At 72.1% G+C, this 11372-nt stretch carries 11 protein-coding genes; 10 read left to right on the forward strand and 1 reads right to left on the reverse strand.

Going from position 1 to position 11372, the window contains the following annotated elements; all coding sequences use genetic code 11:
• The 5 genes from E2E34_RS24285 to E2E34_RS36660 all read left to right on the forward strand — a co-directional run.
• Positions 1 to 1181, forward strand: a 1181-nt coding sequence (locus E2E34_RS24285) for a molybdopterin dinucleotide binding domain-containing protein (protein WP_279637902.1), incomplete at its 5' end; no start/stop codon positions are given.
• A 120-nt stretch (positions 1182 to 1301) separates the two neighbouring features.
• On the forward strand, positions 1302 to 2699 hold the full coding sequence (locus tag E2E34_RS24290) for a CitMHS family transporter (RefSeq protein WP_138904044.1): 1398 nt from the start codon (positions 1302 to 1304) through the stop codon (positions 2697 to 2699).
• On the forward strand, positions 2699 to 3979 hold the full coding sequence (locus E2E34_RS24295) for an MFS transporter (RefSeq protein WP_138904045.1): 1281 nt from the start codon (positions 2699 to 2701) through the stop codon (positions 3977 to 3979). The genes E2E34_RS24290 and E2E34_RS24295 overlap by 1 nt, the downstream gene beginning before the upstream one ends.
• A 103-nt stretch (positions 3980 to 4082) precedes the next feature.
• The gene (locus E2E34_RS24300; protein ID WP_208765324.1) at positions 4083 to 4709 is read left to right on the forward strand and encodes a hypothetical protein; all 627 of its coding nucleotides are present in this window, start codon (positions 4083 to 4085) and stop codon (positions 4707 to 4709) included.
• 367 nt (positions 4710 to 5076) lie between these two features.
• Positions 5077 to 5607 (forward strand): class F sortase, encoded by a 531-nt coding sequence (locus E2E34_RS36660; protein WP_244316040.1) that lies wholly within the window; start codon positions 5077 to 5079, stop codon positions 5605 to 5607.
• Here the strand turns inward: E2E34_RS36660 and E2E34_RS24310 are convergent.
• Positions 5594 to 6061, reverse strand: coding sequence for an ATP-binding protein (locus E2E34_RS24310; protein WP_138904046.1), 468 nt, complete (start codon positions 6059 to 6061; stop codon positions 5594 to 5596). The genes E2E34_RS36660 and E2E34_RS24310 overlap by 14 nt on opposite strands.
• A gap of 157 nt (positions 6062 to 6218) precedes the next feature.
• On the opposite strand from E2E34_RS24310, the gene E2E34_RS24315 reads away from it, so the two are divergent.
• The 5 genes from E2E34_RS24315 (at position 6219) to E2E34_RS24335 (ending at position 11369) form a co-directional block, all read left to right on the forward strand.
• Positions 6219 to 7049 (forward strand): helix-turn-helix domain-containing protein, encoded by an 831-nt coding sequence (locus tag E2E34_RS24315; protein ID WP_138904047.1) that lies wholly within the window; start codon positions 6219 to 6221, stop codon positions 7047 to 7049.
• The gene (locus tag E2E34_RS24320) at positions 7046 to 7228 is read left to right on the forward strand and encodes a DUF397 domain-containing protein (RefSeq protein WP_138904048.1); all 183 of its coding nucleotides are present in this window, start codon (positions 7046 to 7048) and stop codon (positions 7226 to 7228) included. Before E2E34_RS24315 ends, E2E34_RS24320 begins: the two co-directional genes overlap by 4 nt.
• A gap of 109 nt (positions 7229 to 7337) precedes the next feature.
• A complete protein-coding gene (locus E2E34_RS24325) occupies positions 7338 to 8732 on the forward strand; it encodes an aldehyde dehydrogenase family protein (protein WP_138904049.1) in 1395 nt (464 codons plus the stop codon).
• 20 nt (positions 8733 to 8752) lie between these two features.
• On the forward strand, positions 8753 to 9832 hold the full coding sequence (locus E2E34_RS24330) for a Zn-dependent alcohol dehydrogenase (protein WP_138904050.1): 1080 nt from the start codon (positions 8753 to 8755) through the stop codon (positions 9830 to 9832).
• 199 nt (positions 9833 to 10031) lie between these two features.
• A complete protein-coding gene (locus tag E2E34_RS24335; protein ID WP_138904051.1) occupies positions 10032 to 11369 on the forward strand; it encodes an MFS transporter in 1338 nt (445 codons plus the stop codon).
• Positions 11370 to 11372 lie beyond the last annotated feature (3 nt).

Genomic DNA, 11372 nt, shown 5'->3' on the forward strand with positions numbered 1-11372 from the left:
GCCCCGCCGGGCCCGGCAAGGGCTTCGCGCTCGGCCGCTGGAGGAGCCGGGCCGCGGGCCACCCCGAGGCCAAGGGCGAACTGCCGCTGGCCGCGCTGGCCGAGGAGATCGACACCCCCGGCGAGGGGCGGGTGCGGGCGCTGATCGCCATCGCCGCCAACCCCGTGCTCTCCGCGCCCGACGGGCTGCGCCTCGACCGCGCCCTGGGCGAGCACCTGGACTTCATGGTCAGCGTCGACCCGTACCTCAACGAGACCTCACGCCACGCCGACGTCGTCCTGCCGCCTCCGCCGCCGTCCCGCAGCGCGCACTTCGACTTCGCCTTCAACGCCTTCGCCGTGCGCAACCAGGCGCGCTTCACCCCGGCCGCCGTGCCCCTGGAGGAGGGGCGGATGGACGAGAGCGAGATCCACGCCCGGCTGATCCTCGCGGTGAGCGGCATGCACGGCGCCGACCCCTCGGCGGTCGACGACCTCGTCATCGAGCGCGCCCTCAGCAAGGCCGTCGCCACGCCGCACTCACCCGTCCACGGCGGCGATCCCGCCCGCCTCGCCGCCGGGCTCACCGGGGCGAGCGGCCCGCAGCGGCGCCTGGACATGATGCTGCGCCTCGGCCCGTACGACCTCGTGCTGGACGATCTGCTGGCGCAACCGCACGGCGTCGACCTCGGCCCCCTCCGGCCGCGCCTCGCGCAGGTCCTCAAGACCCGCAGCGGAAAGATCGAGCTGCTGCCCGGGCCCGTCGCCGACGACCTGCCGCGGCTGCGGCGCGCGCTGGAGACACGCCCCGCCACGCTCGTCCTCGTCGGCCGCCGCCACCTGCGCTCCAACAACAGCTGGATGCACAACATCCCCTCGCTGACCGGCGGCAGCAACCGCTGCACCCTCCAGGTCCACCCGCACGACGCGGCGCGGCTCGGCCTCACCGACGGGGCGGACGCCCGCGTCACCGCCGAGGGAGGGGCGCTGGTGGTCCCGGTCGAGGTGACGGACGCGGTACGCGCCGGAGTGGTGAGCCTGCCGCACGGCTGGGGACACGACCGCGAGGGCGTACGGATGGCGGTCGCCGCGGCCGCTCCCGGCGTGAACGTCAACCAGCTCCTCGACGGCAGCCGGCTCGACCCGCTGTCGGGCACGGCGGTTCTCAACGGCTTTCCGGTCGAGGTAACACCCATATCGTGACCTGGGGTTTTGCGCTTATTGCTCGCACGTCAACACCTTGTTAACGCCTCACGACGCGACCTAACGTCATCGAACCGCCTGGCCTGGTGGGAGTTCAAGGGCGAACGTGAGGTACCCCAAATGCTGACCATCCTCGGATTCGTCATGATCGCGACCTTTCTGGTCCTGATCATGATGAAGAAGATGTCGCCGATCGCGGCGCTCGTGCTGATCCCCGCACTCTTCTGCGTGCTCGTGGGACAGGGGGCGAAGCTCGGGGACTACGTCCTCGAAGGCGTCGGGAATCTCGCCCCGACCGCCGCGATGCTGATGTTCGCCATCGTGTACTTCGGCGTGATGATCGACGTGGGTCTCTTCGACCCGATCGTGCGCGGCATCCTGCGCTTCTGCAAGGCCGACCCGCTGCGGATCGTGGTCGGCACGGCGGTGCTCGCGGCGATCGTGTCGCTCGACGGCGACGGCTCGACCACCTTCATGATCACGGTCTCGGCGATGTACCCGCTCTACAAGCGGCTCGGGATGAGCCTGGTCGTGATGACCGGCGTCGCCGCCACCGCGAACGGCGTCATGAACACGCTGCCCTGGGGCGGTCCCACCGCCCGCGCCGCCACGGCGCTCAAGCTCGACGCGGCCGACATCTTCGTGCCCATGATCCCGGCGCTCGCCGTCGGACTGGTCTTCGTCTTCGTCCTCGCGTACGTGCTGGGCCGACGGGAGCGCAAGCGCCTCGGGTACCTCACCCTCGACGAGGCGGTCGAGGCGGAGGCCGAGGTCCTGGTCACCGCCGGCGGCGGGGGCGGCGAGGAGACACGCAAGAGCCCCGGCGGCGGGGACGACGCGTACGCCGGTCCGGCGTACGCCGCCGACGGTGAGGGCTTCCAAGGGCTCGACCCCGACCGTGCGACCCTGCGCCCCAAGCTCTACTGGTTCAACGCCGGGCTCACCGTCGTGCTGCTCGCCGCGATGATTATGGAGTTGCTCCCGATCCCGGTCCTGTTCCTCCTCGGCGCGGCCCTCGCCCTCACGGTCAACTACCCGGACATGGCCGATCAGAAGGCCCGCGTCGCCGCCCACGCCGACAACGTCCTCAACGTCGCCGGCATGGTGTTCGCCGCCGCCGTATTCACCGGCGTCCTCACCGGCACCGGCATGGTCGAGCGCATGGCGGACTGGCTCGTCGGCGCCGTCCCCGACGCCATGGGCCCGCACATGGCCCTCGTCACCGGCCTGTTGAGCCTCCCGCTGACGTACTTCATGTCGAACGACGGCTTCTACTTCGGCGTCCTGCCCGTCCTGGCGGAGGCCGGTGCGGCCCACGGGGTGTCGTCGCTGGAGATCGCCCGCGCCTCGCTCGTCGGACAGGCGCTGCACATGTCCAGCCCGCTGGTGCCCGCCGTGTACGTCCTGGTCGGCATGGCCAAGGTCGAGTTCGGCGACCACACCCGGTTCACCGTCAAGTGGGCGGCGCTCACCTCGCTTGTGGTGCTCGGCGCCGGAATCCTCTTCGGCATCATCTGATGCGTGGCCGCGGGTGGTTGCTGCGCCTGGTCATCGCCTTCGGGTTCGCGCAGGCGGCGGTGTCGATGGCGCGCCCGGCCGTCTCGTACCGCGCCCTGGCCCTGGGCGCGGACGAGCGCGCGGTCGGCGTGATCGCGGGTGTCTACGCGCTGCTGCCCCTGTTCGCCGCCGTACCCCTGGGCCGCAGGACGGACCGGGGGCGGTGCGCGCCCCTGCTGCCCGCCGGCGTCGTCCTGATCTCCGGCGGGTGCGCCCTCAGCGGTACGGCGGACTCCCTCGTGGCGATGGCGGCCTGGAGCGGGGTGATGGGGCTCGGGCACCTGTGCTTCGTCATCGGCGCCCAGTCGATCGTCGCCCGGCAGTCCGCCCCGGCCGAACAGGACCGCAACTTCGGCCACTTCACCATCGGGGCGTCGCTCGGCCAGCTCGTCGGCCCGGTCGCCGCCGGCCTGCTGGTCTCCGGCCACGACGGCGCCATGGCCCGCACCAGCGCCCTCGCCCTGATCGTCTCGGCCGTCGTCGCGGCGGTGTCGTTCACCTCGCTCTGGCGGATCGAGCACCGGTCGCGGGGCGCGGCGCCCGCCAGGCGCGCGGCCAAGGTTCCGGTGCACCGCATCCTGCGCACGCGCGGCGTGCCGGCCGGGATCCTCATCAGCCTCGCGGTGCTCTCCGCGACCGACGTCCTCACCGCGTACCTCCCGGTCGTCGGAGAACACCGGGGCATCGCCCCTTCCGTCGTCGGCCTGCTGCTCAGCCTGCGGGCCGCGGCCACGATCGCCTGCCGGCTGGTGATGACGCCGATGATCCGGCTGCTCGGCCGTACCGCGCTGATGACCGTCACCTGCCTGCTGGCGGCCCTGCTGTGTGCGGGCGTCGCGCTCCCCGTGCCCGTGTGGGCGCTGGCGCTGATGCTGGCCCTGCTCGGCTTCTGCCTGGGCGTGGGCCAGCCGCTGTCGATGACCACGGTGGTCCGGGCGTCCCCGCCGGAGGCGCGCTCGACGGCCCTGGCCCTGCGCCTGACCGGCAACCGGCTCGGGCAGGTGGCGGCCCCCGCGTCGGCGGGGCTGGTGGCCGGCGTGGCGGGGACGGCGGCGCCCTTCCTGATGCTGGGCGTGCTGCTGCTGGGGGCGGCGGGACTGGCCCTGCGCGGCCGAGCGAGCGACGCGCCCGGTGGGGCCGACGGGCCCGGTGGGTCCGGGGAGTCCGGCGGAGCCGGTGGGGGAGGGGCCGCCTCCCTCGGTCGGCAGACACCCGCTGTCGGCCAGTCAGGTCATATCTGACGACTTCTCAGCGTTTCTAGGCTTCTTCACGCCCGATATGTGACATCTAATCAGGCGATCGAGTGATCAGTACGACAATCATCTCGGCTTGAAGGAGCCCCGCATGACCACCTCGACATCTCTTCGCTCCCACGGCGTCCGTCCGGGCATGGCCGCCCTCGCCACGCTGGCCCTCGCAGGGGTGTCCCTGTGGGGCGCGCCGGCTGCCTTCGCCGTCCCCGGTGACAGCGGCGAGGTCAAGATCCACAAGGCCGGTACCAGCTTCAACGACAGCAAGGACCACTACGAGGTCTGCACGTTCAACCTGGCCGCCTCCAACTTCGAGACGGTGCCGCTGGTCAACTGGACCATCACCCCGCAGCCGAAGACGCCTCCCCAGCCCACCCTGACGGGCGGCATCAACATGGCGAGCGGCAAGGGCCACACCGCCGACTACTCGCTCCCGGACGGCCACTACCAGCTCAACTGGACGTTCCCGGGCGGCGTGCCGAAGCAGAAGATCTTCAAGGTCGACTGCGCCAAGAAGCAGGACAACAAGCCCGCTCCGCGCGGCGCCGTACCCGCCGGCGGCGGCGGGGCGGCGGACACCGGCGCGGGCACCGGCACGGGCACCGGAAACGACGACGGCTCGTCGCTCGGCATGGCTCCCGCGCTGGTCGCGGGCGCGGCCGGCGTGGCCGGGCTGATCTTCGTCCGTCGGGCCCGCCGCCGCGCAAATGGCGCCGCGTAACACCCGTTCCCGCCGCCGTCGTGGACCGAGCCGGGGCTGCCGCCTCGCCATGACGGCGACCGTGACGGTGACGCTGATGACCGGTGTCGTCCGGGGGTGCGGCGACTCGCCCCCGGACGCGCCGGTCGTCACCGCCGCTCATGACACCGCCGCCCACGACACGGCCGCCAAGAACCCGGCGCCGGAACCGGTCCCGCGACCGGCGACGACGCCGCCGGTGCCCAAGCCGCCGGTGCCGTCACCGGTGGTGCCGTCGCCGGCGGTGTCGAAGCCCGGGGTGCCGGTGCCCGCGGTCTCGAAGCCCGCGGTCCCGTCGCCCTGGGCGGTGAGTCCCGCGCCGAAGCCGGTGCCGGTGCCGCCGAAGCCGGTGGCACCGTCGCCCTCGGCGTCGAAGCCGTCGCCGAGCCCGGCCGGGGCGACGTACCCGCCGCTGACGCACTCGCCCCCGGCGAGGGTGGCGGTGCCCCGCATCTCCATCGAGGCGCCCGTCGTCGGCATGGGACTGGACCCCAGGGGCACCCTCGCCACCCCGCCGGTGGACGACCCCGCCCTGGTCGGCTGGTACCAGGACGGCCCGAGCCCCGGAGAGGCGGGCACCTCCCTCCTCGTCGGGCACCGGGACACCCGGACCGGCCCGGCCATCTTCCTCAACCTCAACGTCCTCAACCCCGGTGACGTCGTCGAGGTCGTACGCGCGGACAACCGCGTCGCGCAGTTCACCGTCGACGCGGTGAAGACGTACAAGAAGGAGGCATTCCCCGACGCCGAGGTGTACGGCAACAAGGCCGGCCGCCCCGAGCTGCGCGTGATCACCTGCGGCGGGACCTTCGACAAGAAGAAGGGGTACGCCTCCAACGTCGTCGTCTTCGCCCACCTCACAGGGGTCAAGGCCGTGTGACGGTCCGCGCCACGCGGAGCGTCGCCCACACTGTCTTGCCCACCTGCCGGTCGACGACCCCCCACGTCTCGGCCAGTGCCTCCACCAGCGGCAGCCCTCGCCCCGTCTCCGCGTCAGGAGGCGGGGCATGGGGCGGTGGCACGGGCAGGCCGCGTTCGGCGCGGGCGTCGGCGACCTCGACGCGCAGGAGCCCGCCCGCCTCCAGCACGAGCCGTAGCTCGAAGTCGCGGCCCGCCACCCGGCCGTGCGTGACGGCGTTCGCGGCCAGCTCGGCGACGACCAGCGCGGCGACGTCGGAGGAGTCGCTTCCGTACGGCACGCCCCATTCGTGAAACTGGTGCACGGCCAGCAGCCGCGCCAGCCTGGCCGCTTTGCGCGTGGCGGAGAACCGCTGCCGGAACACACGTACGGTGAGCGGAGGTTGGGCAGCGGACGGCTGCGTCTCGGTATGCATGGAGCCCACCGTGGCGGGCCCGACGCCACCGTGACCAGCGGACACGTCCGTACGCTGGGCCACCGTACGGACACGCGCTGTGGACAGTACGGTCGTGCATGCCGTAACCCTGGGTGAGCTGAGTGCGGGAGATTCGCTCACTGGGAGGTGGCCGTCCATGGCCGGGGACTGGGAACACGACGAGCCGGAATCATCGGACAGCCTGAAGACCTTCGGGGCGTTCGTCCAGGGGTTGCGGGAGCACGCGGGCTTCACCAGGGAGGAGTTCGGGCCGCTGGTGCGGTTCTCCAAGCACACGATCGAGTCGATCGAGCTGGGCAGACGCATGCCGGACAAGGACTTCGTGGAGCGCGCGGAGCTGGCACTGGGCGGTACGGGCGCACTGCGCCGGGCGTTCGGCCACCTGACGCGCCAGCCGGGACTGGCGGCGTGGTTCAGGAAGTGGGCGCGGCTGGAGCAGCAGGCGGTCAGTCTGGGCAACTACGAGTGCAGGCTCGTGCCGGGGCTGTTGCAGTCGGAGGGGTACGCGCGGGCCGCGTTCGGCAACAGTGTTCCGCCGCTGTCCGACGAGCAGTTGGAGGCTCAGGCTGCCGCGCGCATGGGTCGTCAGCAGCTGTTGCTTGAGCGGCCCAACACTGCCTTCAGCTTTGTCCTGGACGAGCACATCGTCCAGCGGCGGCTCGGTGGTACGGAAGTGACCCGTGGTCTCCTGGATCACATCCTGGCGTACGCCCAGCTGCGAAACGTGTCGGTGCAGATCATGCCGACGGACAGTGAGCACCATGCGGGTCTGGACGGCCCTCTCGCGCTACTGGAGACTCCTGAGAGTAGGCGGTTCGCCTACTCGGAGGGGCAGAAATCGGGTCGGTTGATCGCTGACCCGAAAGAGGCCGCCGTACTGCACCAGCGGTATGCCACACTCCGCTCACAGGCCCTCAGTCCACTGAACTCCATGGGTCTGCTGGAGCGAATCAGAGGAGCGCTATGAGCACCACGGAACGGGCGTGGTTCAAGTCCAGCTACAGCGGCACGGAAGGTGACAACTGCCTGGAGGTCGCCGCCTCCCCCCACACCGTCCACGTCCGCGACTCCAAGGACAAGGCCGGTCCCGTCCTCGCCCTCCCCTCCCGCGCCTGGGAGGCATTCCTCGTGCTCGCGCGCGGCTGAGCGGTCCGGCGCGGGCGGCGGGGACCTTGGGCCCTGGCGCGTAAAAACTAACAGCGCTAGTTTGGGGTGCGGACCACTACGGCAGCCCGGTAGCTCTGGAGGATCAGCGATGAAGGCCCATGACGCGATGTACATCGGCGGCCAGTGGCGGCCCGCCGTCGGCCAGGACACGATCGCGGTCGTGAACCCGGCCGACGAGCAGGTCATCGGCCACGTCCCGGCCGGTACCGCCGAGGACGTCGACGCGGCGGTACGGGCCGCGCGCGACGCCTTCCCCGGCTGGGCCGCGACCGCTCCGGCCGAGCGCGCCGCCAGGATCGCCGCCCTGCGCGACGTGCTGGTGGCCCGCAAGGACGAGATCGCCGAGACCGTCACCGCCGAGCTGGGCGCGCCGCTGGGCTTCTCGCAGGCGGTGCACGCGGGGGTGCCGATCCTGGTCGCCGGTTCGTACGCCGAGCTGGCCGCGACGTACTCCTTCGAGGAGAAGGTCGGGAACTCGACCGTGCTCCTGGAGCCGGTCGGCGTGGTCGGCGCGATCACACCGTGGAACTACCCGCTGCACCAGATCGTCGCCAAGGTGGCGCCCGCCCTGGCGGCGGGTTGCACGGTGGTGCTCAAGCCCGCCGAGGACACCCCGCTGACCGCTCAGCTCTTCGCCGAGGCCGTCGAGGAGGCGGGCGTCCCCGCCGGAGTCTTCAATCTGGTCACCGGCCTCGGCCCGGTCGCCGGCCAGGCGCTCGCCGAGCACGAGGGCGTCGACCTCGTGTCCTTCACCGGCTCCACCGCCGTCGGCAGGCGGATCGGCGCGACGGCGGGCGCGGCCGTCAAGCGCGTCGCCCTGGAGCTGGGCGGCAAGTCGGCCAACGTCATCCTGCCGGGCGCGGACCTGGCGAAGGCCGTCAACGTCGGTGTCGCCAACGTCATGGGCAACTCCGGTCAGACGTGCAGCGCCTGGACCCGGATGCTGGTCCACGAGGACCAGTACGACGAGGCCGTGGCGACGGCGGCCGCCGCCGTGGCGAAGTACACCGTCGGCGACCGGGTCGGCCCGCTGGTCAACGCCAAGCAACAGGCGCGGGTGCGCGGCTACATCGAGAAGGGCGTCGAGGAGGGCGCACGCGTCGTGGCGGGCGGCCCCGACGCCCCGCTCGGCACCGGCTACTACGTCGCGCCGACCGTCTTCGCGGACGTCACCCCCGAGATGACGATCGCGCAGGAGGAGATCTTCGGCCCGGTCGTGTCGATCCTCAAGTACGCCGACGAGGACGAGGCGCTGCGCATCGCCAACGGCACCGTCTACGGGCTCGCGGGCGCGGTCTGGGCGGCGGACGACGCCCAGGCCGTGGCCTTCGCCCGCCGCATGGACACCGGGCAGGTCGACATCAACGGCGGCCGCTTCAACCCGCTGGCCCCCTTCGGCGGCTACAAGCAGTCGGGCGTCGGCCGCGAACTCGGCTCGCACGGCCTGTCCGAGTACCTCCAGACCAAGTCCCTCCAGTTCTGAGCCCCGGGAGCACCCCCACCATGGTCCGCGCCGCAGTCCTGCCCGCCGTCGGTGCTCCCCTGGAGATCACCGACATCGACCTTCCGGCCACCGGCCCCGGCCAGGTGAGAGTCCGTCTCGCCGCCGCCGGGGTATGCCACTCCGACCTCTCCCTGTCCAACGGCACCATGCGTGTGCCGGTCCCGGCCGTGCTCGGCCACGAGGGGGCCGGCACGGTCGTCTCGGTGGGCGAGGGCGTCACGCACATCGCTCCCGGCGACCCCGTCGTCCTCAACTGGGCGCCCTCCTGCGGCGCCTGCCACCACTGCGGCATCGGCGAGGTGTGGCTGTGCGCCGACGCCCTGTCCGGCGCCGGGAACGTGTACGCCCGTACCGCCGGCGGCACCGACCTCCACCCCGGCCTGAACGTCGCGGCGTTCGCCGAGGAGACGGTCGTCGCCGCCAACTGCGTCCTGCCGGTCCCCGACGGCATTCCGCTGGTCGACGCGGCGCTGCTCGGCTGCGCCATCCTCACGGGGTACGGAGCCGTCCACCACAGCGCGCGGGTCCGCGCGGGGGAGTCGGTCGCGGTCTTCGGCGTCGGCGGGGTCGGTCTCGCCGTCCTGCAGTCGGCCCGTATCGCCGGGGCCGGACAGATCGTCGCCGTCGACGTCTCACCGGAGAAGGAGGAGCTGGCGCGGGCCGCCGGGGCAACCGACTTCCTGATCGCCTCCGACACCACGGCCCGGGAGATCCGCAAGCTCACCGGCGGGCAGGGGGCGGACGTCGCCATCGAGTGCGTGGGCCGGGCCGTCACGATCCGGACGGCCTGGGACTCGACCCGCCGGGGCGGGCGCACCACGGTCGTCGGCATCGGCGGCAAGGACCAGCAGGTCACCTTCAACGCCCTGGAGATCTTCCACTTCGGCCGTACGCTGACGGGCTGCGTGTACGGGAACTCCGACCCGGCGCGCGACCTGCCCGTCCTGGCCGAGCACATCAGGGCCGGCCGTCTCGACCTGGGCGGCATGGTCACCGAACAGATCGGCCTGGACGGCATTCCGGCCGCCTTCGACAACATGATCGCGGGGAAGGGCGGCCGCGCCCTGGTCGTCTTCTAGCCGCCCCCGCCCCGCCACCCCGGCCGCCCGTGCGGCCGGGGTGGCCGTGCTGCCCGCGCGGGTTCCGGTTCGGGGGCGGGGCGCGGAGAAAAGTGCCGGCGTCGAACCCGTTGACCTCCGTACCGCCCGGTCGGTACGGTCCGGCACATCTCGACGCCACCCCCTCCTCCGTCCCCGCACCCACCGGAGTGTGCAGCGCATGGACACGGCATCTTCCCCGCTCAAGGACCCCACGGCAGCCCCTCCCGCCGACCGCAACCGCCGCAAGGTGGCCACCGCCGCCGCCCTCGCGTCCGCCGTCGAGTGGTACGACTACTTCGTCTTCGGCATCGCCGCGGCCCTGGTCCTCGGCGACCTGTACTTCCCCTCCGGCAGCTCGTCGGCCGGCGTGCTCGCCGCCTTCGCGACCTTCGCCGTCGGGTTCCTCGCCCGTCCCGTCGGCGGGGTCATCGCCGGGCACCTCGGCGACAAGCGCGGCCGCAAGCCGATGCTGGTCCTCGCCCTGACGCTCATGGGCGTGGCCACCACCGGCATCGGGCTCCTGCCGACGTACGAGACCATCGGGATCGCGGCGCCCGTGCTGCTCGTCCTGCTCCGCGTCGTCCAGGGCATCGCCGTCGGCGCCCAGTGGGGCGGGGCGATGCTGATGGCCACGGAGTACGCCCCCGAGGGCAAGCGGGGGCTGTACGGCAGCCTCGTGCAGCTCGGGGTGCCCATCGGCGTCGTCACGGCGAACACGGTCTTCCTCGTCGCGGGCGCCGCGACCAGCGAGAGCGCGTTCGCATCGTGGGGCTGGCGGGTGCCGTTCTTCGTCGGCGTCCTGGTGCTCGTCCTCGCGTGGTACATCCACACGCGGGTCGAGGAGACACCGGCCTTCCGCGAGGCCGAGCGGGCCCTGGCCGAGCAGGAGAAGGGGGCGCCGCGCTCACCGCTGCGCACCATCCTGACCAAGCACCTCGGCACGGTGTTCCTGGCGGGCGGATCGTTCGCGGTCAACACCGCGACGTTCTACATCATCATCACCGGAGTGCTCGACTACGCCACCCGCGAGCTTGACATGGAGCGCGGCGCCGTCCTCACCGTGTCGCTGTGCGTCAGCCTCACGCAACTGGTCCTGATCCCCGCCTCGGCGGCGCTCTCGGACCGGATCGGCCGGCTGCGGATCTACGCGCTGGGGGCGGTGGGGCTGCTGGTGTGGGCGGTGCCGCTGTTCCTGCTCATCGACACGAAGTCGCTGCTGTGGCTGGCCGTCGGCACGTTCGTCACGAGCTGCTTCCTCAGCATCATGTACGGGCCGCAGGCGGCGCTGTTCGCCGAGCTGTTCACGGCGGAGATGCGGTACACGGGGGCGTCCCTCGGGTACCAGATCGCGGCCGTGTTCGGCGGCGGGCTGGCGCCGTTCATGATGGTGCTGCTGCTGGAGGCGACCGGGACGTCGATGGCGGTGTCCGCCTACATCATCGGACTCGCGGTGATCGCGCTGATCTCGATCAGGATCCTCGCCAACCGGGCACGGGCGGCGGACGGGGGCCGGTAGGAC

Source organism: Streptomyces albidochromogenes, from assembly GCF_005981925.1.
GTDB classification, from domain to species: domain Bacteria; phylum Actinomycetota; class Actinomycetes; order Streptomycetales; family Streptomycetaceae; genus Streptomyces; species Streptomyces albidochromogenes.